This is a genomic window from Nocardia sputorum (assembly GCF_027924405.1).
Lineage (GTDB): Bacteria > Actinomycetota > Actinomycetes > Mycobacteriales > Mycobacteriaceae > Nocardia > Nocardia sputorum.
The window spans coordinates 5,838,955-5,861,662 of sequence record NZ_AP026978.1 but is presented as its reverse complement, the minus strand read 5'-3'; the positions used below and the strand labels follow the sequence as shown (position 1 = coordinate 5,861,662).

At 68.3% G+C, this 22,708-nt stretch carries 24 protein-coding genes and 1 pseudogene; 10 read left to right on the top strand and 15 right to left on the bottom strand.

What is annotated here, in order from left to right; all coding sequences use genetic code 11:
* Positions 1-163: 163 nt before the first annotated feature.
* The 3 genes and pseudogenes from QMG86_RS26535 to QMG86_RS26525 form a co-directional block, all read right to left on the bottom strand.
* On the bottom strand, positions 164-598 hold the full coding sequence (locus QMG86_RS26535) for a YbaB/EbfC family nucleoid-associated protein (protein WP_281875376.1): 435 nt from the start codon (positions 596-598) through the stop codon (positions 164-166).
* A gap of 153 nt (positions 599-751) precedes the next feature.
* The gene (locus QMG86_RS26530) at positions 752-2,437 is read right to left on the bottom strand and encodes a hypothetical protein (protein ID WP_281875375.1); all 1,686 of its coding nucleotides are present in this window, start codon (positions 2,435-2,437) and stop codon (positions 752-754) included.
* 181 nt (positions 2,438-2,618) lie between these two features.
* Positions 2,619-2,738: pseudogene (locus QMG86_RS26525) on the bottom strand (succinate dehydrogenase iron-sulfur subunit); the annotation flags it as partial.
* Positions 2,739-2,803: 65 nt separating this feature from the next.
* On the opposite strand from QMG86_RS26525, the gene QMG86_RS26520 reads away from it, so the two are divergent.
* Entirely contained in the window at positions 2,804-3,340 is a 537-nt protein-coding gene (locus QMG86_RS26520; RefSeq protein WP_281875374.1) for an NUDIX domain-containing protein, read from the top strand.
* On the opposite strand, the gene QMG86_RS26515 is transcribed toward QMG86_RS26520, so the two are convergent.
* Positions 3,324-4,688 (bottom strand): NsdA family TPR-like regulatory protein, encoded by a 1,365-nt coding sequence (locus tag QMG86_RS26515; protein ID WP_281875373.1) that lies wholly within the window; start codon positions 4,686-4,688, stop codon positions 3,324-3,326. The two genes, QMG86_RS26520 and QMG86_RS26515, sit on opposite strands and share 17 nt — an antisense overlap.
* Before the next feature lie 189 nt (positions 4,689-4,877).
* Here QMG86_RS26515 and QMG86_RS26510 point away from each other — a divergent pair, with 189 nt between their 5' ends.
* The gene (locus QMG86_RS26510; protein WP_281875371.1) at positions 4,878-5,159 is read left to right on the top strand and encodes a hypothetical protein; all 282 of its coding nucleotides are present in this window, start codon (positions 4,878-4,880) and stop codon (positions 5,157-5,159) included.
* Positions 5,156-5,347, top strand: a complete 192-nt coding sequence (locus QMG86_RS26505) for a hypothetical protein (RefSeq protein WP_281875370.1) — start codon at positions 5,156-5,158, stop codon at positions 5,345-5,347. Before QMG86_RS26510 ends, QMG86_RS26505 begins: the two co-directional genes overlap by 4 nt.
* 270 nt (positions 5,348-5,617) lie before the next feature.
* Here QMG86_RS26505 and QMG86_RS26500 read toward each other — a convergent pair whose 3' ends face one another.
* From QMG86_RS26500 to sdhC, 4 genes are all read right to left on the bottom strand, one after another.
* Positions 5,618-6,391 carry a succinate dehydrogenase iron-sulfur subunit gene (locus QMG86_RS26500; RefSeq protein ID WP_063025311.1) on the bottom strand — a complete coding sequence of 258 codons (774 nt, stop codon included), beginning with the start codon at positions 6,389-6,391 and terminating at the stop codon, positions 5,618-5,620.
* The gene (gene sdhA / locus QMG86_RS26495) at positions 6,391-8,160 is read right to left on the bottom strand and encodes a succinate dehydrogenase flavoprotein subunit (RefSeq protein WP_281875369.1); all 1,770 of its coding nucleotides are present in this window, start codon (positions 8,158-8,160) and stop codon (positions 6,391-6,393) included. The genes QMG86_RS26500 and sdhA overlap by 1 nt, the downstream gene beginning before the upstream one ends.
* A gap of 16 nt (positions 8,161-8,176) precedes the next feature.
* The gene (locus QMG86_RS26490; protein WP_039796191.1) at positions 8,177-8,608 is read right to left on the bottom strand and encodes a succinate dehydrogenase hydrophobic membrane anchor subunit; all 432 of its coding nucleotides are present in this window, start codon (positions 8,606-8,608) and stop codon (positions 8,177-8,179) included.
* An 82-nt stretch (positions 8,609-8,690) separates the two neighbouring features.
* Entirely contained in the window at positions 8,691-9,089 is a 399-nt protein-coding gene (gene sdhC / locus QMG86_RS26485; RefSeq protein ID WP_281875368.1) for a succinate dehydrogenase, cytochrome b556 subunit, read from the bottom strand.
* 275 nt (positions 9,090-9,364) lie between these two features.
* On the opposite strand from sdhC, the gene QMG86_RS26480 reads away from it, so the two are divergent.
* From QMG86_RS26480 to QMG86_RS26465, 4 genes are all read left to right on the top strand, one after another.
* On the top strand, positions 9,365-9,766 hold the full coding sequence (locus tag QMG86_RS26480) for a cytidine deaminase (protein WP_281875367.1): 402 nt from the start codon (positions 9,365-9,367) through the stop codon (positions 9,764-9,766).
* Between the two features lie 69 nt (positions 9,767-9,835).
* On the top strand, positions 9,836-11,125 hold the full coding sequence (locus tag QMG86_RS26475) for a thymidine phosphorylase (protein ID WP_281875366.1): 1,290 nt from the start codon (positions 9,836-9,838) through the stop codon (positions 11,123-11,125).
* Between the two features lie 521 nt (positions 11,126-11,646).
* Positions 11,647-12,744, top strand: a complete 1,098-nt coding sequence (locus QMG86_RS26470; protein WP_281875365.1) for an adenosine deaminase — start codon at positions 11,647-11,649, stop codon at positions 12,742-12,744.
* Between the two features lie 106 nt (positions 12,745-12,850).
* A complete protein-coding gene (locus QMG86_RS26465; protein ID WP_281875364.1) occupies positions 12,851-13,507 on the top strand; it encodes a hypothetical protein in 657 nt (218 codons plus the stop codon).
* Here the strand turns inward: QMG86_RS26465 and QMG86_RS26460 are convergent, their stop codons facing one another.
* Genes QMG86_RS26460 through QMG86_RS26440 form a run of 5 tightly spaced genes read right to left on the bottom strand, consistent with a single transcriptional unit; the run spans position 13,508 to position 16,928 of the window.
* Complete coding sequence (locus tag QMG86_RS26460) at positions 13,508-14,776, bottom strand: SatS C-terminal domain-containing protein (protein WP_281875363.1); 1,269 nt, start codon at positions 14,774-14,776, stop codon at positions 13,508-13,510.
* A 26-nt stretch (positions 14,777-14,802) separates the two neighbouring features.
* Positions 14,803-15,150: a YbaB/EbfC family nucleoid-associated protein gene (locus tag QMG86_RS26455; protein ID WP_063025323.1), complete on the bottom strand. Its 348-nt coding sequence runs from the start codon at positions 15,148-15,150 to the stop codon at positions 14,803-14,805.
* On the bottom strand, positions 15,147-15,488 hold the full coding sequence (locus tag QMG86_RS26450) for a hypothetical protein (protein WP_281875362.1): 342 nt from the start codon (positions 15,486-15,488) through the stop codon (positions 15,147-15,149). The genes QMG86_RS26455 and QMG86_RS26450 overlap by 4 nt, the downstream gene beginning before the upstream one ends.
* Positions 15,485-16,603 (bottom strand): C40 family peptidase, encoded by a 1,119-nt coding sequence (locus QMG86_RS26445; RefSeq protein ID WP_281875360.1) that lies wholly within the window; start codon positions 16,601-16,603, stop codon positions 15,485-15,487. The genes QMG86_RS26450 and QMG86_RS26445 overlap by 4 nt, the downstream gene beginning before the upstream one ends.
* Positions 16,604-16,607: 4 nt before the next feature.
* Complete coding sequence (locus QMG86_RS26440; RefSeq protein ID WP_281875359.1) at positions 16,608-16,928, bottom strand: type VII secretion target; 321 nt, start codon at positions 16,926-16,928, stop codon at positions 16,608-16,610.
* A 144-nt stretch (positions 16,929-17,072) separates the two neighbouring features.
* Between QMG86_RS26440 and upp the strand changes: the two genes are divergently transcribed.
* Complete coding sequence (gene upp / locus QMG86_RS26435; protein WP_159839441.1) at positions 17,073-17,696, top strand: uracil phosphoribosyltransferase; 624 nt, start codon at positions 17,073-17,075, stop codon at positions 17,694-17,696.
* An 18-nt stretch (positions 17,697-17,714) separates the two neighbouring features.
* On the opposite strand, the gene QMG86_RS26430 is transcribed toward upp, so the two are convergent.
* The gene (locus QMG86_RS26430) at positions 17,715-19,211 is read right to left on the bottom strand and encodes a phospho-sugar mutase (RefSeq protein WP_281875358.1); all 1,497 of its coding nucleotides are present in this window, start codon (positions 19,209-19,211) and stop codon (positions 17,715-17,717) included.
* On the bottom strand, positions 19,212-19,991 hold the full coding sequence (locus QMG86_RS26425; RefSeq protein ID WP_281875357.1) for a purine-nucleoside phosphorylase: 780 nt from the start codon (positions 19,989-19,991) through the stop codon (positions 19,212-19,214).
* Between the two features lie 243 nt (positions 19,992-20,234).
* On the opposite strand from QMG86_RS26425, the gene QMG86_RS26420 reads away from it, so the two are divergent.
* The gene (locus tag QMG86_RS26420) at positions 20,235-20,939 is read left to right on the top strand and encodes an enoyl-CoA hydratase-related protein (RefSeq protein ID WP_281875356.1); all 705 of its coding nucleotides are present in this window, start codon (positions 20,235-20,237) and stop codon (positions 20,937-20,939) included.
* 470 nt (positions 20,940-21,409) lie between these two features.
* A complete protein-coding gene (locus QMG86_RS26415) occupies positions 21,410-22,651 on the top strand; it encodes a M20 family metallopeptidase (protein ID WP_281875354.1) in 1,242 nt (413 codons plus the stop codon).
* The last annotated feature ends 57 nt before the right edge of the window (positions 22,652-22,708 follow it).

The following is a 22,708-nucleotide window of genomic DNA, read 5'->3' as shown; positions in this document are numbered from 1 at the left end:
GTGTGCTCGCGTCCGTCGATGCGTATCCGGCAAGCGGCTCCGTGAACGCTACTGCTGCCGCCGTCGCACGGTCGCACCCGAATCCCATGCCCTTCCGCCGGTGGGAAGTTCCACTGCGGTCGTCGGCAGGTACGCAGTATCGTCTGCACTACGCGCCCCGGTGCTACCTCGGGGAGTCTTTGTTGTCCCCGCGGAAGAAGGCGCGAATCTCGTTGAGGCTGGGAGCGCCCGGGGAGATATCGGGCAGGTCGGGCAGGTCGTCGAAGTCGGCGTCGAGGGGTGCGGCGAGGGTCTCGGCCTGCTGCTGCGCCCGGTGCGCCGCGGCCCGAGTGGCGTCCACGATCGCGCTGCTCAACTGCTCCGGTGTCTGGCGCATTGCCGCGGCCGTGAGGCGCAGGTCCGTCAGCACGCCCGCGGCGTCCACGGTCACCTCTACCGATTGGTCGGGAGAACTCGCCTGCGTGCGGGCATTGTCCAATTCTCGGAACACATCGGCGAGCCGGCCCTGCTGACGTTCGAAGGAGTCGAGGAGATGTTCGAGCTGGTTGCGCATGCCGTTGTTGGCCGAGCGTAGGCCTTCGCGCTCCCATCGATCCATGCCACAACCTTCCGACTCGAAATCGTCAGCGGGCAGCGACGACCGCGGACCTCCGAACGTGCCCATAATGATGACCGACAGGTGCGTGGCAACTTTCACCGCTGGTGGGAAGGGGGAAGGGCCAGACGGCGTCCGCCCAGGCGGCAACGGGTCTCATTGCCGGTCCGGCAACGCCGCACGCGACATCACCACCAGCAGCCGACCCAGCACCTTCTGCGGTCCGTTGGCCTCGTCCTCACTCGATTCGACCGCGGCGAATCCCTCGGCCAGCGCTCTGCCCGGAACGAACAGACCCTGCTCGAAACAGGTGTCGCCGAGCTGCGCCCGCCATCGCTTGTAGCCGGCGACCACCCGGCTCAGCGTCTGGCCTCGGGGGTCGTTGATCCGCACGTATTCGGTGATGAGCGCGCGTTGCGCCTCCTTGTGTGCCCGGAACCCGCCGGTGAGGTCGATCGCGGCGCCGAGTTCCCGCAGGATCGCGGCATACATCGGACGCCGTGGAGGACCGGATCGGGTCGTCGCCCGGTAACCGCCCGCCAACTTCCGAGGATCGATCACAGCAGCCTGAGCCAGCACGATCCACGGCGCCACCTCCCCTGATTGCTTTTCCGTGCCGCGATCCTCGACGGCAGAGAGCGAATCCGGCGCGTCCCGGATCTCGATTCCGCGCACGACCGGGATCCGCGGAAGGACGGTGTCGACAGCATCGGCGATGTCCTGGACCGTTGCCGCGGCGATCCCCGCCGCGTCGAATCCGACGATTTCGATGTTGTGCCGAGCGGCCATCTCCCGCGCGATCCGCATGGCCTCGGCATCGGTTGCTCGGCCCGTCCGCACGTCCGCAGGTTTCGGGGCCCGTTTCCGCGGGGGCCGAGCTCGCTCCGGCTTCTTGCCCGCGGGCGGGCGGTCCGGGGTGCGTGGAGGAGATACCCGAGGCGGGGTTTCGTTCGCCGGCGCGCCCGAAGGGCTCGGCGCCTTTGCCCAAGGGGTGCCCGACCCGTTGCGCGTCCACGGCGTATTCGCCGACGGCTTGCCAGAGTCGTTGCGGCCGCCCGGCATCGTCTGTGGACCCGCCTGCTGCCTGGTCGGTGTATCCGCCGGCGCTCCCTGTCGCTCTACGCTGTTACGGGGCGTCGTCGGCGATCCGGTCTCGGCTGCCGGGGGTTGGTCACCGGATTTCTCCCTGGAGGATTCGGTTTCTGGGGAATTGCTCGTCGAGTCGTCCTGCTGTCCGGATTCCGGAGGTTGCTGTCCGGACTCCGCGGGCTGCTGGCCTGATGATGGGGGCTGCTGGCCGGATATCGGGGGTTGCTGGCCCGATGTCCGGGGTTGCTGTGTATCGACGCTGCCGCGGTCGTTCGGGGCGCCCGGCTGCGGACGGGCGGAGTCTCGGTTCGCCGGGCGATCGGACGTGCCCGGCGCCCGTGCGGCATCGTCTGTGTGGCCGAGGGATTCGCTGGGCGCCTGCGGAATGGGTCCTGCCGGCCGGTTCTGGCTCGGTGCGTTCGGGTACGGGATGCCATCGTCGGCCGAGTTCCGGATGTTCTGCCTGCCGTAGTGGTCCCCGTCCTCGAACGCATCGGCCGCATGCTTCATCGCGGAACTCATCGCGCGGATGTCCGCGACGAGGTCGTCGAACCCCTCCAACGTACGGTCGGCACCGGGCTTGTAGGTGTGGGCGAACGTCTCGCCGGCTTCGTCGTCACCCCAGAACTCACCCTCGTCGGCGAGTGCCGCCTTCAGTTCGTTCGCCATCCGTTCGGCGTCTTCGGCCGCCTGCCGCAGCTCCGCCGCCGATTCGCGTAGCTGGGCCAGGTCGACCGACAGCGATTCGGCCACGCAACCCCCTAGGTCGATATCGAGACGGCCCGGCCCTCTCCGGCTGCTGCACGGGCCGTCGCGCATCGGTGAACCGCCACGCGCTAGGCCGACCCGAGCCGAAGCATAAGCGAGGTTCGCCGGTGTTCCCGTCGGCGGGAACGTGACGGCCGCTCGCCTCGTCCGACGTTCGTGCCCCCGGGCAGCGCCAGACGCCTTCGACGTCGTTGAGGATGTCGAGGCGTTCGCGGGCGCCTTTGTCGCGGCTGTCGAAGATGAAGCGGTGGGCGTTCATATTCGCGGCCGGGTCGAAGTAGGCTCCAGTACGCAGGGGCAAGGCATGGGGCTGCTGCCCTGTAGATGGTCGTATGTGTATACGGTCGAACCGTGGCCCGGACGCAGTGGACAATCCACGGTGAGCACGTCGTGGACGAGAATCGCCATATCAAGTTGTCGACCGTCGACGTCGAGCTACCCGATGGAGTGAAGTTCACCCAGTATGTGGCACGGATGCCGCGGTGCGCGATGACGTTGGTGCTCAACGAAAGACGCGAGGCGCTGCTCATGTACCGCCACCGCTTCATCATCGACCGTTGGGTGTGGGAACTACCGGGCGGCTATGTGGATCATGCCGAGGACGTCGCCGCCGCTGCGGCGCGGGAGGTGGAAGAAGAGACGGGTTGGCGTCCACGGTCAATGGAACGGCTGGTTACCTATCAGCCTGCGATTGGCACCTTGGATCAGCCGCAGGAGGTCTACCTTGCGCGCGGTGCCGACCTGACCGACACCGAACCAGATATCAACGAGGCCGAGGACATTCGATGGATTCCGCTCGAGGAAGCGGCCGCGATGATTGATCGCGGCGAGATTGTCGGCGCGGCGACAGTAGTGGCGGTGTACCGGGCGCTCAGTCTGCCCGCCTAGCGATCGAGAGCACCTGCTGTCGGAATTTGCTGACTTCCGGGAGCGTGGCGTACGGAGCGAGTCGATGGCGAAGTTCTCGCAGGTATGCGAGCGTCCGCTGTGATTCCAGGCCGTTGGCGATCTCGAGGGCCTCGGTGCCGATCCGTACTGCTTCTCGCGGGTCGTCATCGGCATGGGCGGATGCCAGAAGACACAGGTTGAACGCGCGCCCTCGGACGTAGCCGTCTGACATGTTCAATGACCGTTCGGCGAAATGGGCCGTACGGGCAGTGTCGCCGAGGTCACGGAAGCAGTGTGCGGTCTTGGCGGACAAATAGGCATCATCGAAGTACTCCAGCCAGGGAGGGCGGGTGCTTTCAGCGCGGGCGAAGGCTCGTTCCGCCGCATTGAGGGAACCGGCGCATGAGGAACTGTCTGCGCGCGCCGCGTGACCATGTGCCTCGATCACGTGGCATTCGGATTCAAGAGCCGCCAGTCCAGCGGTGCGCGCTGAGATACGCGCCGCTCGAGCGAGATCGATCGCGTCGCCCGGTCGGCCGACATAGATGGCTTGATGACTCATCGCGGCGAGGATCTCAGCGCCGAGTCCGGCGTCTCCTGCGGCGCGGGACATCCGTAAAGCTTGGATCAGATAGCGCTGTGCGAGGCCGTGCTCTTCCAAGTCATACGCGGCCCATCCTGCGAGCTTGGTGAGTTCAGCAGTGGTAGCGAACAACTGACGTCCGATCGGCTCGGTGTAGCTGCCACGCAGTAGTGGCGCTACCGAACTGTGGAGATATTGAACGATAGTCGAGCGAACCTTGCCGCCACCGACACGATTGTCCAAGTCGCGGAAAGCGGCGTTCATCTTTCGCACCGCGTCGATATCGGACTGGCCGATCCGGCGAAGACCTGAGCAAGAAATCGGATGTTCCGGCGCGGGCATGGTCAGCCATCGCATCGACGCGGCCGGATAGACCGCCGCAGCGTAGGACGCTCCTATCAAGAAACGCCGTCGCTCCACATCACTCCTCCATAGCGCAGTCGCGGCAGCTGTTGCCTCCGACAGGCTCAACGAAAATTCCAATCCGAGGTCGGCAGTGCTCGCCCCGCCGGACATTCCACAGTCGGACGGGATTACACGGCGGCCCACTACTTCGGTGAGTACTTCGGCCACCAGTTCCGGCCCCGGCGGCTTCGGCTGCTCACCGGCCAGCCACCGACTTACTGCGCTGTGGTCGTAGCGAAGTGCGACCCCGACCGCGCTCCCATGCTCGACTACGCGGCGTGCGAGACCTTTTCGACTCAGACCGGCTTCCTCCAACAGTTCCGCGAGGTGCCTGTTCGGCTGCTTGGGCTGACGTCCCATGTCCGGGAGTGTGTCACGGAAAACAGCACGGACGCCATGATCACGCCCGCGTTCACACACCCCTTGCACACACCCGCCCGAGTTGCGCGTCTTACCAATGACGGGATGTGCACGGTCTCCTGGAACTGTCCGGCGGCGTTCGGCTTTGTCCGCGTCGCACCACAGCGCCCACAACACTCGAGGTCAGTCATGCACCCTTTTGTCCCTATTTTGGTCGTCACGATCCTCGCCACTGTCGCTGCCTTTTGCCTGGGTTTGCGTTACCTCGAACGAGAGGATCAACCCTCTGCTGCAACGGAACGAATCACGGATGTCTTACCTGGTGTCTCCGTCGCGGAAGCGCACCGGATCATGCAGCAGTATCGCGATTGCCCGGCCGAAACCTGTGACATCAAGCGGCTTGCCTACTGGACTTTGGTTGACGCCGGACACATCACGCCGTCGCTGCGGGCGGAACGGATCGCCCGATGACCATCACCTTGGCCGACGCCGAACAGTGGCGCCATTTTCATCGCAACTGTTTCGTGGAGGGCGCTTTTCGTTCCCTCGATGAGGCTAGGTTCGTCCTCAATGCTCATTCGGGGCACGGCTCGAACTGCCTGCAATACCTCGCGGCAGCGGCGTACAGCAGCGGCTTGGCGGACGAGGCGCTGGCATGACCCGCATCGGTTGGCTGCGTTGGGATGACGGGACCTGGGCTGCGGTCGATGAGTATGGAATCCCGCATCCGATCGGTGCCGACGACTCAGAAGCTGTCGACGACTGCGACGCAACAGCGGATTGCCCGCCACTTCGAGTGCTAGCAGAAGATGAGTGCCGACAGTCTCCTGCGAACGAGCGGCCGTGACGAATGCGGTGCGCTCCAGGAAACACGAAGGCCGCCTTCACCGGGTGGTGAAAGCGGCCTTCGTTTACGACCGAGCCGGGAATCAGCGGGTGAACAGGAGCGCTCGTTTGACTTCCTGGATGGCCTTGGTGACCTCGATGCCGCGGGGGCAGGCGTCGGTGCAGTTGAAGGTGGTGCGGCAGCGCCAGACGCCTTCGACGTCGTTGAGGATGTCGAGGCGCTCGCGGGCGCCTTCGTCGCGGCTGTCGAAGATGAAGCGGTGGGCGTTCACGATCGCGGCCGGGCCGAAGTAGCTGCCGTCGCTCCAGTACACGGGGCAGGAGGTGGTGCAGCAGGCGCACAGGATGCACTTGGTGGTGTCGTCGAACCGGGCGCGGTCGGCCTGGCTCTGGATGCGTTCGCGGGTGGGCTCGTTACCCGAGGTCATCAGGTAGGGCTTCACCGCGCGGAAGGCGTCGAAGAACGGCTCCATGTTCACCACGAGGTCCTTCTCCACGGGCAGGCCGCGGATCGGCTCGACGGTGACGGTGATCGACTTGCCGCCCTTGGGCAGCATGTCCTTCATCAGCACCTTGCAGGCCAGCCGGTTGACGCCGTTGATCCGCATCGCGTCCGAACCGCACACGCCGTGCGCGCAGGACCGGCGGAAGGTGAGCGTGCCGTCCAGGTAGGACTTGATGTAGATCAGCACGTTCAGGAAGCGGTCGGTCGGCAGGACCGGCACCTGGAACGACTCCCAGTGCGCGCCCTTGTCGTCCTCCGGGTTGAACCGGGCCACCTTGACGGTGATCATCACCGAGCCCTCGGGGACCGGAGCGGGCTTCTGCGAAGAGGGTGCTTCGGCAACAGCAGTCATCAGTACTTACGCTCCATCGGCTCGTAACGGGTCTGCACCACCGGCTTGAAGTCGAGGCGGATGTCCGAAAGGAGTTCCGAGCCGTCCTTGTAGGCCATGGTGTGGCGCATGAAGTTCACGTCGTCGCGGTCCGGGTAGTCCTCGCGGGCGTGGCCGCCGCGCGACTCCTTGCGGTTGAGCGCGCCGACCACGGTGACCTCGGCCAGTTCGAGCAGGAAGCCGAGCTCGACGGCCTCGAGCAGGTCGCTGTTGTAGCGCTTGCCCTTGTCCTGCACGGTGATCCGCGCGTAACGCTCCTTGAGCGCGTGGATGTCGGTGAGCGCCTGCTTGAGCGTGTCCTCGGTGCGGAACACCGAAGCGTTGTTGTCCATCGAACGCTGCAACTCGGTGCGGATGTCGGCGACCCGCTCGTCGCCGTGCTCGCTCAGCAGCTGGGCCAGCCAGTCCTGCACCATCTGCGCCGGGTTCTCCGGCAACTCGACGAACTCGCTGCGCTGCGCGTACTCCGCGGCGGCGATGCCGGCGCGGCGGCCGAACACGTTGATGTCCAGCAGCGAGTTGGTGCCCAGACGGTTGGCGCCGTGCACCGAGACGCACGCGCACTCGCCCGCGGCGTACAGACCGGGGACGATGTCGCTGTTGTTGCGCAGCACCTCGCCCCGGATACGGGTGGGGATGCCGCCCATCACGTAGTGACAGGTCGGGAACACCGGCACCAGTTCCTTCACCGGGTCCACACCCAGGTAGGTGCGGGAGAACTCGGTGATGTCGGGCAGCTTCTCCTCGAGCACGTCCTCGCCGAGGTGGGTCACGTCGATGTAGACGTAGTCCTTGTTCGGTCCCGCGCCGCGGCCCTCCAGCACCTCGAGCACCATCGAGCGGGCGACGATGTCGCGCGGCGCGAGGTCCTTGATGGTGGGAGCGTAGCGCTCCATGAACCGCTCGCCATCGGCGTTGCGCAGGATGCCGCCCTCGCCGCGGACGGCCTCGGAGATGAGGATGCCGAGCCCGGCCAGGCCCGTCGGATGGAACTGGTGGAACTCCATGTCCTCCAGCGGCAGGCCCTTGCGGAACACGATCGCCATGCCGTCGCCGGTGAGGGTGTGCGCGTTCGAGGTGGTCTTGTACATCCGACCCGAGCCGCCGGTGGCGAACACGATCGACTTGGCGTGGAAGACGTGCAGTTCGCCGGTGGCCAGCTCGTAGGCGACCACGCCGGTCGCGACCGGGCCGCGATCGGTCTCGCTGAGCACCAGGTCCAGTACGTAGAACTCGTTGAAGAACTCCACGTCGTGCTTGACGCAGTTCTGGTACAGCGTCTGCAGGATCATGTGGCCGGTGCGGTCGGCGGCGTAGCACGCCCGGCGGACCGGGGCCTTGCCGTGATCGCGGGTGTGGCCGCCGAAGCGCCGCTGGTCGATCTTGCCTTCGGGGGTCCGGTTGAACGGCAGGCCCATCTTCTCCAGGTCGAGCACGGCGTCGATGGCCTCTTTGGCCATGATCTCCGCGGCGTCCTGGTCGACCAGGTAGTCACCACCCTTGACGGTGTCGAAGGTGTGCCATTCCCAGTTGTCCTCTTCGACGTTGGCCAGCGCGGCGCACATGCCGCCCTGGGCCGCGCCGGTGTGGCTGCGGGTCGGGTACAGCTTGGTCAGCACCGCCGTCCGAGCACGCGGGCCGGCCTCGATCGCGGCGCGCATGCCCGCGCCACCCGCGCCGACAATGACGACGTCGTAGCGGTGCTCCTGGACAGGACGAGATTCACTCATGCGAGGGGGCCTGTTCCTAACTGATGTTGGGGTCGAAGGTGAAGATGACGTAGGTGCCCACGCCCATGATCAGAATCATCGAGACGGCCAGCAGGGTCTTGAGCCAGAAGCGGGTCGAGTCCTTGCGGGAGTAGTCGTCGATGACCGTGCGCAGGCCGTTGCCGCCGTGCAACTGCGCCAACCACAGCATGGTCAGGTCCCAGAACTGCCAGAACGGGCTGGACCAGCGGCCTGCGACGAAGGCGAAGTTGAGCCGCTTCACGCCGCCGTCGAGCAGCAGCATGATCGCCATGTGGCCGAGCACCAGCACGATCAGCAGCAGGCCGGAGAAGCGCATGAACAACCAGGCGTACTTCTCGAAGTTGTTGTTCGAGCGCGCGCGCGGCGAGCGCGGCAGGTCCAGGCTGGCCGGACGGTCGTACGACTTTCCGATGACAGGTGCGCTCATGCCTGCACCTCGCTGGCGCTCGGCTCCGGCATGACCGCACTGGCGGCTGTGTTCATGGGTCGCTCGCTTCGCTCGCTCATTGTCAGTGCTCCGTGAACAGGTAGAAGAACTGGCGCCCGATCGCCGGAACGGCCAGCAGGAACCAGACCGCGAGGATGATCCAGAGCATCAGGCGCTGGTACTTCGGGCCCTTGGACCAGAAGTCCACCAGGATCACGCGGACGCCGTTGAGCGCGTGGAACAGGACGACGACGACCAGGCCCATCTCCATCAACGCCACGATGGGCGTCTTGTAGGTCTCGATCGCTTCGTTGTAGGTGTCCGGGCTCACGCGCACCAGGGCGGTGTCCAGCACGTGGACGAAGAGGAAGAAGAAGATGGTGACGCCGGTGATCCGGTGCAGCGCCCACGACCACATTCCGGGGTCGCCTCGGTACAGCGTCTTCCGCTTCGGCTGGGCCGGAGCTTCAATCGTGGTCATAGAGTGCGGTGCCTCCAACGTCGTTGATGGACCCGGTCGCAGGTCCGACGCCGACGGCGTGGCGGGCGAATGCCCAGGTGGCTGTACTCCGGCCCGTCGCAGGAACCTGAACCGATCTGTTCTGGACTCTAATCCTCCAGCAATCGCGGAACTAATTCGGCGTACCGTGCGTTGCGCGACAGTCGATCGGGTTAGGCTTACCTTTCTTGATGGGTGCGGGGTTCCGTCGTGGCCCTCGCGCGGCCGTGATCGGGTCGGTGGGAGAGAGGTTCCCTGTGCCGGAAATCGACTGGAACTTGTTGCGTGACAACGCATTTCGAGTTATGCGAAATGCCTATGCGCCGTACTCGCGGTTTCCGGTCGGCGCCGCCGCTCTCAGCGCCGATGGCCGCGTGGTGAGCGGTTGCAATGTGGAAAATGTCTCATACGGATTGGGCCTGTGTGCCGAATGTGTACTCATCGGTAACTATATTTCGGGCGGCGGAGGTCGTCTGGTGGCCGTGTCGGTGGCGGATTCGCGCGGGGAGATCCTCATGCCCTGCGGGCGCTGCCGCCAACTGCTCCACGAGCACGGCGGCGGCGATCTCCTGGTCGATCACAAGTCCGGGCCGGTGCCCTTGCGCGCGCTGCTGCCGGACGCGTTCGGCCCCGACGACCTGGATGCCGGGCAGGTGTAGCGAGTCCCTTCAGCTGCGTCCCATCGGCGAGAACCCGGTGCGCGGCGGCGCGTGCCAGACTTGGCGACCGTGACGGCTCTGGACGCGGTTTCGATCATCACCACCAAGCGCGACGGCGGGGAACTGTCGGACGCGCAGATCGACTGGGTGGTCGACGGGTTCACCCGCGGCGCGGTGGCCGACGAGCAGATGTCCGCGCTGGCCATGGCGATCTTCTGGCGCGGGATGACCCGCCGTGAGACGGCGCGGTGGACCGCGGCGATGATCGCCTCCGGGCGGCGCATGGACCTCACCGACCTGCCCCGCCCGACCGTGGACAAGCACTCGACCGGTGGGGTGGGCGACAAGATCACGCTCCCGCTGGCCCCGCTGGTCGCCGCGTGCGGCGCCGCGGTACCGCAATTGTCCGGGCGCGGTCTCGGCCACACCGGCGGCACCCTGGACAAGCTGGAGTCCATTCCCGGCTGGCAGGCGGACGTGCCGACGTCCCGGATGCGGGATCTGCTGACCGACCCTGCCATCGGCGCCGTGATCTGCGCGGCGGGCGCCGATCTGGCGCCCGCGGACCGGCGGCTCTACGCCTTGCGCGACGTCACCGGCACGGTCGAGTCGATCCCGCTGATCGCCAGCTCGATCATGAGCAAGAAGATCGCCGAGGGCACCGCCGCGCTGTTGCTCGACGTCAAGGTGGGCTCCGGCGCGTTCTTGAAGACCATCGACGGCGCCCGCGCCCTGGCGACCGCCATGGTCGAACTCGGCGACGACGCGGGAGTGCGCACGGTCGCGCTGCTCACCGCCATGGACACCCCGCTCGGCCGCACCGCGGGCAACGCCCTGGAAGTCGCGGAATCCGTCGACGTGCTCGCGGGCGGCGGTCCCGACGACGTCGTGGAGCTGACCATCGCCTTGGCCCGGGAAATGGTCGCGTTGGCCGGGCTCGACGTCGATCCCGCCGACGCGCTGGCCGACGGCCGGGCCATGGACCACTGGCGCGCGATGATCCGCGCCCAAGGCGGCGACCCGGACGCGCCCCTGCCCACCGCGAAACACGCCGAGACCGTGCGCGCCGACGCCGATGGCGTGCTGACCCGGCTCGACGCGCTGGGTGTCGGTGTCGCCGCGTGGCGGCTCGGTGCGGGCCGGGCCCGTCAGGGCGATCCCGTGCAGTTCGGCGCGGGCATCGAGATGCACGCGAAGCCGGGCGATGCCGTGACAGCGGGGCAGCCGCTGCTCACCCTGCACACCGACACCCCCCAGGCCTTCCCCGGAGCCATCGCGGCCTTGCGTGACGCCGTCACCATCGGAACCGATGCCGCGCCCGCTCCGGATCCGCTGATTCTCGACCGCATCGTGTCCTGAGCGATCCGCGAGCGCAGGGTTCAGCGCTGTCGCGGGAATCGTGGCTGCTTCGCCGCCCTTCTCGGCTGAATGCCTGCTCGTATGCCGCCTGCTCGGTCGTGCTGTCCGCCGCCGTCGCCGGGCATGGCGTCGATAGTGTCCGTGTGCGCCGGTCTCCCGGCATCGAGGCAGCGCACGCCTTCCGACTACGGTTCGCCGCCCCGGCCCGCGACTCGCCCGGCGCGATGGGCGGACGGTGATCACGGCGCCAGGTCCAGGCATCGCACCGCGCGGGATGTCCGGGGACGACCGCGGTCGCCGCGTCGCACCGGGTGGTTGAGCGAGCCGAGCGGGCGGCGAGCCTCCGGTCGACGACCGAGTCGCGAAGCCGTGCGCGTCCCACGAGTGCCGGAGCGGCTCGCTGGTGGTGCAGCAACCTGCCGGTGTCCGGTGGTGGACCGGCCCGCATCCGGCGGGCGACGAGATGGTTGTTACGACCGGACCAGGCTGCCGTTTCGGCGCGCTGCGGCTACCGTCGATACATGACTGGACCGATGCCTCTGACTCTCGCCTCGATCCGCCAAGCGCCGAAAGCGCTGCTGCACGACCACCTCGATGGTGGTCTGCGGCCCGCTACGGTGCTCGAACTGGCCGCGCACAGCGGCTACGACGACCTACCCGCCACCGACGAGGCGTCCCTGGCCGCCTGGTTTCGCGACGCGGCCGACAGCGGGTCGCTGGAGCGGTACCTGGAGACCTTCGCCCACACCGTCGCCGTGATGCAGACACCCGAGGGCCTGCGCCGGGTCGCCCGCGAATGCGCCGAGGATCTGGCCGCCGACGGCGTGGTGTACGCGGAGGTGCGTTTCGCGCCCGAACAGCACTTGGAACGCGGGCTGACGCTGGACGAGGTGGTCGAGCACACGCTGGCCGGATTCCGCGAAGGCGAGGCGCTCGCCGCGGAGCGGGGGCACCCGATCGTGGTGACCTGTCTGCTCACCGCGATGCGGCACGCGGCGCGCTCGCGGGAGATCGCGGAACTGACGGTGCGCTTCCGTGATCGCGGGGTCGGCGGCTTCGACATCGCGGGTGCGGAAGCCGGTTACCCGCCGAGCAGGCACCTCGACGCGTTCGAATACATGCGCGCGAACAGCGCGCACTTCACCATCCACGCCGGCGAGGCTTTCGGCCTGCCCTCGATTCACGAGGCGCTCGCCTTCTGCGGCTGCGACCGGCTCGGCCACGGCGTGCGGATCACCGACGACATCAGCGTGCCCGGCGCGGTCGAGGACGCAGAGCTCGGGCTGGTCGCCAACTATGTCCGGGACATGCGCATCCCGCTGGAGCTGTGTCCGTCGTCGAACGTGCAGACCGGCGCCGTGCCCTCGCTGGACAAGCACCCGTTCGACCTGCTGGCCCGCCTGCGCTTCCGGGTCACGGTCAACACCGACAACCGGCTGATGAGCGACACCAGCATGAGTCAGGAGATGCTCAAGCTGGTCGAGACGTTCGGCTACGGCTGGAGTGACCTGGAACGGTTCACTATCAACGCCATGAAGTCGGCGTTCATCCCGTTCCCGGAGCGGCTGCGGATCATCGACGACATCATCAAACCCGGATACGCGGTGCTCATCGGATAGCGGTCACGCTCGAGAGTGGGCGGTGGCGAAGCACCGGGCGGCAACGGCAGCGGTCGGCTGTGCGGTTCCACAGCCGGTCGGCAAACGGTTCGCTAGCGTGGCGATCATGGCGACTTTGCGCATCCCCCGCCGTTTCAACGGTCCGCCCGACTCCGGCAACGGCGGTTACGTGGCCGGTCTGCTCGCCGACCAGCGCGACGAGCAGACCGTCACCGTGATCCTGCGCAGTCCACCGCCGCTGGAGACGCCGCTCGCCGTGCGGGATGAACGGCTCTACGACGGGGACAGGCTGATCGCCGAGTCCAAGAGCGGTGAACTCGAACGCGACGCACCGCATCCTGTCGCGTTCGACGACGCGGTCCAGGCGACGCGCAGCTACACGAGCATCGAGATGTTCGCGTCCTGCTTCGTCTGCGGCAGCGGCCGGGCGGACGGGCTGCGCATCGAACCCGGCCGGGTCGACGAGCGCCGAGTGGCCGCGCCGTGGGTGCCCGACGACACCGTGCCGCTGGGGCCGCCGCTGCTCTGGGCCGCGATGGACTGCCCCGGCGGCTGGTCGCTCCCCGGCATGCTCGAGCGTCCCGCACTGCTCGGCTCGATGACCGCCACCGTGCACGGCATCCCCGAGATCGAGGAGCGCTGCGTCGTCGTGGGCGAGTTCCACGGCGAGCAGGGCCGCAAATGCTGGGCCTCGACCGCGGTCTACGGCGCCTACGAACGCCTGCTCGGGCAGGCCGAGCAGGTCTGGATCCGGCTGAGCTAGTTACTGCTTGTCGAGCCGGGACTCCAAGTTGCGTTCCAGTTCGCGCCAGGCCTGCGCCTCGGCGGTGAACGGCGGGTTCGGCGCCAACCGGGTGGGGTCGGGATTCAGCAGGTAGGAGACGTACCAGCCCAGCGGGGTGGATTGCGCCAAAGCTTGCTCCACCGTGGCGTCGTCGGCGTAGTCGGCGGCGTCGGTGAACAACTCGACCGCCAAGTCGAGTTGCTCGATGTCGACTGCTTCCGGGCCCTCGGCCAAGTCCTCGGCCAGACCGGGCAGCACGTAGACGTTCTCGTCGGTGACCTCGACCTCCAGCGAGCCGTCCACCGCCGCGGTCTGCACGTCGGCGAAAGTGCTCACCCGGGCCAAGTCGTGCTCGTGATCGTCGGCGAGGTAGCGGGCCAGCGCGCGCTCGGAGGAGAACACCGTGATCGAGCCTTTGGAGCCGAGGAAGATCGGCTCGTCGTCGAGGTAACAGCGCAGCGTGAAGACGCTGCCCTCGGACGTGACGATCTTGACCGGGTCGATGCCGACCTCGTGCCAGAACGACTCGTCCTCGTCTTCCTCGACGTCGTCTTCCTCGTCTTCCTCATCGTCGTCCAGGTCGACGGGCTCGAACTCCTCGTCCTCGTCGCTGTCGGCCGCGTCGTCGGCGTCGACCACGTTCTCCTCGGCCGCCAGCAACTCGGCCTCGGCGACCGCGACCGCCTCGGCGTCGACCTCGGGCGTCTGCACGACGGAGTCGATGGCGTCCAGCACGTCGTCCCAGCCTTTGGCGATGGCCGCGCCGATCTGGTCCCACAACTCCTCGCCGTCGCGCCCCACGAACGCGCTGACGCCGCCCGGCAGCGCGCCGAGCACCGGATGGGAACCGAAGAACTTGGTGACGGTCTCTAGTTCGCACACCTCGCCGATGTTGCGCACCATGCCGAGCGTGTCCTCCAGCTCGGCGATGGTGTCGACGTCGGGATCGCCCGCCGCCAGCTCCGGCACCGCGACCAAGTCGAAGGTGAAGTTCTCCTCCGGCTCCAGTTCGACCGCGGAGAGACCGGCGACGACCTTCCACGCCGGATGGTCCACGAGGTCGTTGTCGGCGTTGGTGCGGATGAACGCGGCCAGCTCCGCCACGGACTCGAAACCGTAGAGGGCGTCCTCGTGACCGAGGAACGCCTCCCACTCGTCGTCACCGTCTCGCCAGCGCGGTGCCCACAGGGTGACGAGATCGCCGTCGGTCAGGCCGAGCTCGATCGGGACGATGTCTCCAGAAGCCATGTGCGGAAGCCTATCGACCTTCCGCGTCAGGCACTATCCGGCCCGCCCCCATTCGTGCCCGCGGGCGGCTGCCCGGCCGGGACGAACGACTCGTTCAGTGTCGCAACGACCTTGGATCGCTGCGCGCCGGCGTCCTCCGCGGCCTGCCTGCACGCCCAGACGATCAGCTGTCCGACCTCGGCCGGCGGCAGCGACGTGACCGATTCCGCCAAGGTCAGGCCGACCAGAGCGCCGTCACTGTTCACCTCGACGCTCACCGCGCCGTCCTCGGAGGTCCACCGTCCGCGCACCTGCTTCAGCCCGTACAGCGCGGCTTCCAGCGCCTCCAGTTTCTGGGTGGCCGACGCGACCAGGGCGTCCATTTCCGCACTCATACCGGCCTCATCCAGCTCGTCGGTCCCGTGTCCGCGTCATCGATCCGGTCGAGCTCGTCCACCGCCTGCTGGCGGGTGGGCAGGCCGAGCCGGTCGAGGATGTCCGAGGGCATGCCCGCCTCGGCGAGCAGCTCACGCCGTCGCGCCCGCGCCGCGATCGCGGACCGCTGGGTCAGCCGCAGGATCTCCTTCGCGAGCGACTGTGCGCCGTAGCGGTATTCGCTGCGCTCGAACTTGATCTCCACCGGCATACCCTGATCGGTCGCGCGCACCGAGATGGTGCCCGAGCGGTTGCTGCTGGCGGCCACCGTGACGTTGGGGACTTGGGGTCGGGTCATGCCGTTGGCCTGTAGAAACCGTAGAAGTCCATGCCTGAGTTCTCCGTTCGAATCGAGCTGATCTGGACCGGGTCACCCGCCTCGACCAACTGTCCGTTGCCGATCACCATGGCCACGTGGCCGTCCCAGATCGCCAGGTCGCCTGGCATCAGGTCACCGGCCGACACCGGTGTGGCCCCGTTGCCCTGGTCGCACGCGAGCCGGGGCAGGTCGACGCCCGCCTCGCCGTAGGCGTACTTGGTGAGCCCGCTGCAATCCAATCCCGAGCCCGGGCTGTTGCCGCCCCAGACGTAAGGCGTGCCGACGGCCCCGATCGCCGACCGGACCGCCGTGGCCGCCTGCTCGTTGGGCGCCTCCACGACGCTGCCGTCGGGCAGCGTGATCTTCACGCCCTTGCCGTCGTCGGGCGCTCCCGACGAACCGGTGTCCGGTTTGGGCGTACCCGTCGTGCCGGGCGTGCCACTGGAACTGCGCGAGGACCGCGAGGACGTCGACTGCAGCGGCGTGGCCATCACGGTGCTCAGCAACGAGCCCGCACCGTTGAGCACGCCGGACGCGGCGGACGCCGCCTGCTGCACGCCCGCGGCGGGCACGCCGGCGAGCGAGGGAGTGGTCGGCGGCGGGGTCAGGTCGTTCATGGACGCGGTGTGCGTCTGCAATTCGTTCTGGACGCGGCCGACGACGGTGAGCGCTTGGTTGAGATGGTCGATCGCGGAGCCGACGAGCACCGTCAGACCTTCCGGCGTCGCCAGGACCGGACCCATGCTCGCCGCGGTGTTCATGAAGGACTGCGCGATGTCGGTGAGATCCTTCTGTCCCGTCTCGACCTCGCCCGCGGCTTGGTTGACGACCGTCGCCATCTCGTTGCCGCGATCGGAAATGGTGGCCGCGGAGGTCTGCACGCGCAGCGCCTTGGCGGTGGCCGCGTCGGCCGCGCGGCCGTCCCATGCCGTGTTCATCGCGTTGATGCTGTCGCGGCCCATCTGGTGGATCTGGTCCACCACGGACGAAGTGCTGCGCAGCGCGTCGGTGGGACCGCCCGCGGGCAGCACACCGCTGCCGAAGCTGGCGAGCAGATCCAGGATCGGTTGGGCCAGCGCGTTGACATCGATCACGAGCTCACTCCAGTTCGCCGGCGGCGTTCCGCAGCGCGCTCGCGTGGGTGGCGTCGGTCTCGGTGAGGACGGCCGCCGCACCGGTGGCCGCGCCGCCCATGCTGGTCAGCACCGCCGACAGCTGGCCGATCGCGGCAACGTGACCGGCGTGCGCCGCGGCATAGGCGGCCATGAAGTCGCCACCGATCAACCCCATGATCGGGCCGAGCAACGCGGGCTCCGCCGCCGCGGCGCTCGCCCCGGCCGCCGCCATCTCACCCGCCATGACGTGGGCGGTCGCGCCGTAGGCCGCAATGCCTTCGGTGTCCGCCGACATCTTTCGCATCAGAGCTTCCCCCATCTGTTGTTCCCAGGCAGAGTACGTCATCCACTTGGTTCGACGCGCGCTGTTCCGTTTCGGTTCCGCCGCTTCGGAAAAAAGTCCGGTGGCGTCCGGCGGCGCACCCGCGACCGACCTTATCGTTCCCTCATGCGCACCCACACCGTGGACCATCCACTCGTCGCCGCCCTGCTCACCACGATGCGGGACGAGCGAACGCCGAATCCGGCTTTCCGTGCCGCACTGCGTGATCTGACCGGGATCCTGATCTACGAGGCGCTGCGCGACGCGGAGGTGGAGCGTTTCGAGATCGTCACGCCGGTCGCACCCACCGAGGGCATCCGGCTGGCCCGGCCGCCTTTGCTGGTCCCCGTACTGCGCGCCGGACTCGGCATGATCGACGCGGCTGCCGAGCTGATCCCGGACGCCAGAATCGGGTTCGTCGGTCTCGCCCGGGACGAGGACACCCACCTTCCGGTGCCCTACATGGAATCGCTGCCCGCCGATCTCGCCGGGCTGCCGGTCTTCGTGCTCGACCCGATGCTGGCCACGGGCGGCTCGATGCGGCACACCCTGCAGCTGCTCGCGGCGCGCGGAGCCACCGACATCACCGCGGTGTGCGTCGTCGCGGCACCGGAAGGTATTGCGACACTGGCGGACTCCGGTCTGCCCGTGCGGCTGGTCACCGCCGTCGTCGACACGGGCCTGAACGAGAACGCCTACATCGTTCCCGGCCTCGGCGACGCGGGCGACCGGCAGTTCGGCCCGCGCTGAATCTTTCGCGTAGCCGGGTCAGAACTTGTGGCAGTAATCGCGCAGCGCCGAGAGGCGTTCGTGTGCGGCGGCTCGCGCGGCCGGAAGGCCGGCCCGCGAGCCGACCGGCTCGACCACCTCCAGATAACACTTGAGCTTCGGCTCCGTCCCGGACGGGCGGATCACCACGCGAGACGAAACGCCCTCGAAGATCAGCGCGTCGGTGCGCATCCGGCCGCGCACCCGGAGTTGATCGGTGTATTCGACCGGCTCGCCGGCGATCTCGTGCGGCGGGTCCGCGCGCAACCGCTCGACCACCGCGGCCGCGTCGGCCGCCGAGGCGAGCCGCAGCGACACCTGGTCGCCCGCGTGCAAGCCGAATTCGACCGCGTAGCCGTCGAGTTCGTCGTTCAGATCGCGGCCCGCGGCTTTCAGCCGGGCTACCAGGTCGGCCACCAGCACGGCGGCGGAGATGCCGTCCTTGTCCCGGACCGCCGCGGGGTCGACGCAGTGGCCGATCGCCTCCTCGTAGGCGTAGACCAAACCGTCGCCCGCGCGGGCCAGCCACTTGAAGCCCGTGAGCGTTTCCGCGTAGCGGCCGCCGCGCGCGGGCGCCAGCTTCGACAGCAGCCGCGACGACACGATGGTCGTCGCCACCAGCGCGTCGTCCGGGGCGGTGCGCAGCACGCAGTCGCCAAGGAGCACGCCGGTCTCGTCGCCGCGCAGCATCCGCCAGGCACCGTCCGGCCCTCGGACGCCCACCGCGCACCGGTCGGCATCCGGATCCAGTGCGATCGCCACGTCGGCGCCGACCCGGGCCGCCGTCGCGAGCAGCAGGTCGGCCGCACCGGGTTCCTCCGGGTTCGGGAACGCGACGGTGGGGAAGTCGGGGTCCGGTTCGAACTGCTCGTCGACCACATGGACGTCGGGAAAGCCCGCCGCGCGCAGTGCTTCGACGGCGAGTTCACCGCCGACGCCGTGCAGCGGCGTGAGTGCGATCCGGATACCGGCGCGTTCGCCCGATCCGCCGATGCGAGTCGGTATTCCGGCGACCCGGCGTAGGTAGCGCCGCACCACGTCGTCATCGGCGGGGGTGACCGGCACGCGGTCGATCGGCTCGGCGACCGCCTCGATACAGCGCTCGATCTCGAAGTCGGCCGGGGCGATCAACTGCGACCCGCCGTCGAGATAGACCTTGTAGCCGTTGTCGGCGGCCGGATTGTGCGAGGCGGTGATCTGCACACCCGCGACCGCGCCCAGCTCACGCACCGCGTACGCGACCACCGGCGTGGGCAGCGGACGTGGCAGCAGCGTGACCCGGAAGCCCGCCGCCGCGAAGATCTCCGCCGTCGCCGTGGCGAACTCGGCGGAACCGTGCCTGGCGTCGCGTCCGACGACCACCGCGCCGCCGCCGAGACAACGATCGCGCAGCCACGCCACGATCCCGGCCGTCGCCCGGCTCACCGTGGTGACGTTCATGCCGTCCGGACCGTCGCGCAGCGGCCCCCGCAGGCCGGCCGTGCCGAAACGCAGCATCTACACCCGTTCCAGGACGCCGCGCAGCAGTTTGCCGAGCCGGGGAGCGGCGGCGTGCCCTTCGGCGAGCACTTCCGCATGGGACAGATGCGCGCCGGTGACCCCCGCGGCCAGATTGGTGACCAGCGAAATGCCCAGCAGTCGCGCACCGAGCGCACGGCAGGCGATGGCTTCCAGCACGGTGGACATGCCGACCAGATCCGCGCCGATCGTGCGCAGCATCCGGATCTCGGCGGGCGTCTCGTACTGCGGCCCGGTGAGCCCCGCGTAGACGCCCTCGGTCAGGCTCGGGTCGATCTCCCTGGCCAGCGCGCGCAGGTCGGGATCCCAGGCGTCCACCAGGTCGACGAAGGTCGCGCCGGCCAGCGGCGTGCGACCGGTCAAGTTGAGGTGATCGCTGATCAGCACCGGCTCACCCACCCGGAGGCCGGATCGGATACCGCCCGCGGCGTTGGTCAGCACCACGATCTCCGCGCCCGCCGCCACGGCCGCCGACACCGGATGCACCACATCGGCGGGCTGGTACCCCTCGTACAGATGCTGGCGGCCCATCAGCAGCAGCACGGGATTGTCGTCGACCTGGACCGAATGGATCACGCCGACATGGCCCTGCGCGGTCGGCGTCCCGAACCCGGGCAGCTCCGGCATCGGCACCGACGCCCGCGGCGCCCCGATCTCCGCGGCCGCGTCCTGCCAGCCGGACCCCAGCACCACCGCGACCCGATGGCGTGACACTCCCGTACGTTCGGCGATCGCCTCGGCGGCCTGTTCGGCAAGCATGATCGTCACGATAGTGGATCTCCAGCGCCTTCGGCGCTGGGTGTTCGCGGCCCTCTCGTGGTTTGGACGGCGGCGAACGGTGGATTCTGTTCGCGCCGGCTTCGACCCGGGTCGTTTGCACGGGAGTCTCGCGCTCCTGGTCTCCCTTCCCGTGGTAGGGCGATTGTGGCCGGTGGGAGGGTGTCGTCACGAGAGTGCTACCCGTGAGTAGGGGATCGGCCGCGGCCCGTTACGCTGCACCGCATGCCGTATCTGGAACGCCAAGGGGAAGTGTTCGTCGTCTACCTCGGCGGTGAGGGACAGACGGACAGCGAGAATCGCTTCCACCCGGACTGGATCGACGCGTTCCACGGGCTGCTGGACGAGGTCGAGAGCTCCGAGGGCCCCGCGGCGCTGGTGACGACCGCCACGGGGAAGTTCTTCAGCAACGGCCTGGACACCGACTGGCTGTTCGGAAATCTGGACAAGATGCACGGCTACCTCGACCGCGTGCACTCGCTCTACACCCGCCTGCTCGCCTTCCCGCTGCCGACCGTCGCGGCGATCAACGGCCATGCCTTCGGAGCGGGCGCCATGCTGGCCACCTCGCACGACTTCCGGGTGATGCGCGCCGACCGCGGCTTCTACTGCCTGCCCGAGGTGCACTTGGGCATGCCGTTCACCATCGGGATGAACGCCTTGCTCACCGAGCGGCTGACCAACCAGGTCTGCGTGCAGGCGATGACCACCGGCCACCGCTACCCGGCCGACGAGGCGATCGCCGTCGGCATCGTGGACGCGAAGGCGGACGCCGCCGAGTTGCTCGCGACCGCCGTCGAGCGGGCAGCCGCACTGGCGAGCAACCGCAAGCCCAACCTCCCGGTGATCAAGCGCGCCCTCCACGCGAAGGCGCTGGCCGGCCTCGCCGTCCCGACCACCCCGGAAAACCTGGCCTTCGCCACGAGCTGACCGCCAACGGCCCACCCCGCTCGCGCACCGCGCCGCTACGTCGGCGAGGAGCCGCCGCGTCACCCCGCCCCGCCCCGGGTCCACGATGCAGCGAGGAGTGCATCCCACTCGCATCGAGGGCACACGACGAACACGCGAAAGCCGCTGGCGACCCGCCATCCCGAATCGGGCCTACATCGCGGGCGGCCGACGCTTACGGATATGGCAGCTGCCCCACCCGCTGAAGTCTTCCGAGACGGCGTGCCACGGGCGTGACGCTCGGCCCGTGACGCGCCCAGCGCACCGCAACCACGTCTTTCGAGCGAAGCGAGACCGAGCATGCGCCGTTCGCGGCCCGGCTCGCGTTTGCGTGGCCGCCGCGTAGGCGACGAAGGAGCAAGCGGCGGCCGCGCAAACGCGAGCCACAAGAGGGCCGCGAACACCCAGCGCCGAAGGCGCTGGAAATCCAATACAGTGCGAGACTGTGTTGCATGCCACCACCGCGCAGCGGGCGCCAGGAAGCGCAACACGACGGCAACGCCGTATGTGAGGTCGACGCTGCCGCTCGCAGTGACGCCGCGATCCGCGCGGCGTCGGCCGAGCTGATCGGGCTTTCACACGCGATCCACGCCGAGCCGGAGCTGGCGTTCGAGGAGACCCGCAGCGTCGCGAAGACCATCGCGCCGCTCGCCGAGCGCGGCTTCGAGATCGAGACCGGGGTCGCGGAACTGCCCACGGCGTTCCGCGCGCGCTACGGCAGCGGGGCGCTGACCGTCGGTCTCTGCGCCGAGTACGACGCGCTGCCCGAGATCGGGCACGCGTGCGGGCACAACGTCATCGCCGCGGCCTCGGTGGGCGCGGCGCTCGGACTCGCCGAGGTCGCCGACGCGCTGGATCTCACCGTGCTGGTGTTCGGCACGCCCGCCGAGGAGAGCGGCGGCGGCAAGGTGCTCATGCTGGAGCACGGGGTGTTCGACGACGTCGCGATGGCGATGATGGTGCACCCCGGCCCGCTCGACATCGTCGGCGCCCGTTCGCTGGCGCTGGCCGACGTATCGGTGGTCTTCCACGGGCGTGAGGCGCATGCCAGCGCGGCCCCCGAGCAGGGCCGCAACGCGGGCGACGCGGTCACCGTCGCGCAGGTCGCCCTGGGGTTGCTGCGGCAACATCTCCTGCCCGGCCAGCAACTGCACGGTATAGTCGGCGACGGTGGCGTAGCTCCCAACATCGTGCCCGGACGTGCGGAACTGCTGTATTACCTACGCGCAGTCGACTCCGCATCCCTCGACGATCTGATGCGACGAGCGTCGGCTTGCTTCGAGGCGGGCGCCCTCGCGACCGGCTGCACCCACGAAATCCGGACGCTCGCGCCGACGTATACCGAGCTGACACCGGATCCGGAGTTACTGCTCGTCTATCGCGAGCAGCTCACCGGATCGGGACGCGTGCCGCTCGCTCCGGAGTTCGAGGCGCAGCGGCCGCTGGGCAGCACCGACATGGGGAACGTCACCAACGTCATTCCGGGCATTCACCCGGTCATCGGCATCGATGCCGGTGGTGCGGTGACACATCAGCCAGGCTTCGCCGCGGCCAGCGTCAACGCCTCGGCGGATCGTGCGGTCCTCGACGGTGCGCTCGCGCTCGCGCGTACCGCAATCGCCGTCGCCCGCGATGACATCCATAGAGACAGGTTGTTGCAACGGCTAGTTCAACGACAGGAGGACATTCGGTGAGCACAACCGGCCGTTCGGCGGCGCCGGCGACGGGCCCGGCACTGGGCATCCGTGTGG

Coding starts and splice junctions, on each gene's coding strand:
- QMG86_RS26450 (WP_281875362.1), bottom strand. CDS start 15,488: ATGACCCGACCCCAAGTCCCCAACGTCACGGTGGCCGCCAGCAGCAAC.
- QMG86_RS26430 (WP_281875358.1), bottom strand. CDS start 19,211: ATGCTGCGTTTCGGCACGGCCGGCCTGCGGGGGCCGCTGCGCGACGGT.
- sdhC (WP_281875368.1), bottom strand. CDS start 9,089: ATGACCACGATTGAAGCTCCGGCCCAGCCGAAGCGGAAGACGCTGTAC.
- QMG86_RS26500 (WP_063025311.1), bottom strand. CDS start 6,391: ATGACTGCTGTTGCCGAAGCACCCTCTTCGCAGAAGCCCGCTCCGGTC.
- QMG86_RS26460 (WP_281875363.1), bottom strand. CDS start 14,776: ATGGCTTCTGGAGACATCGTCCCGATCGAGCTCGGCCTGACCGACGGC.
- sdhA (WP_281875369.1), bottom strand. CDS start 8,160: ATGAGTGAATCTCGTCCTGTCCAGGAGCACCGCTACGACGTCGTCATT.
- QMG86_RS26470 (WP_281875365.1), top strand. CDS start 11,647: ATGACTGGACCGATGCCTCTGACTCTCGCCTCGATCCGCCAAGCGCCG.
- QMG86_RS26490 (WP_039796191.1), bottom strand. CDS start 8,608: ATGAGCGCACCTGTCATCGGAAAGTCGTACGACCGTCCGGCCAGCCTG.
- QMG86_RS26535 (WP_281875376.1), bottom strand. CDS start 598: ATGGATCGATGGGAGCGCGAAGGCCTACGCTCGGCCAACAACGGCATG.
- QMG86_RS26465 (WP_281875364.1), top strand. CDS start 12,851: ATGGCGACTTTGCGCATCCCCCGCCGTTTCAACGGTCCGCCCGACTCC.
- QMG86_RS26415 (WP_281875354.1), top strand. CDS start 21,410: ATGCCACCACCGCGCAGCGGGCGCCAGGAAGCGCAACACGACGGCAAC.
- QMG86_RS26425 (WP_281875357.1), bottom strand. CDS start 19,991: ATGCTTGCCGAACAGGCCGCCGAGGCGATCGCCGAACGTACGGGAGTG.
- QMG86_RS26510 (WP_281875371.1), top strand. CDS start 4,878: ATGCACCCTTTTGTCCCTATTTTGGTCGTCACGATCCTCGCCACTGTC.
- QMG86_RS26420 (WP_281875356.1), top strand. CDS start 20,235: ATGCCGTATCTGGAACGCCAAGGGGAAGTGTTCGTCGTCTACCTCGGC.
- QMG86_RS26515 (WP_281875373.1), bottom strand. CDS start 4,688: ATGGGACGTCAGCCCAAGCAGCCGAACAGGCACCTCGCGGAACTGTTG.
- QMG86_RS26505 (WP_281875370.1), top strand. CDS start 5,156: ATGACCATCACCTTGGCCGACGCCGAACAGTGGCGCCATTTTCATCGC.
- upp (WP_159839441.1), top strand. CDS start 17,073: ATGCGCACCCACACCGTGGACCATCCACTCGTCGCCGCCCTGCTCACC.
- QMG86_RS26455 (WP_063025323.1), bottom strand. CDS start 15,150: ATGAGTGCGGAAATGGACGCCCTGGTCGCGTCGGCCACCCAGAAACTG.
- QMG86_RS26440 (WP_281875359.1), bottom strand. CDS start 16,928: ATGCGAAAGATGTCGGCGGACACCGAAGGCATTGCGGCCTACGGCGCG.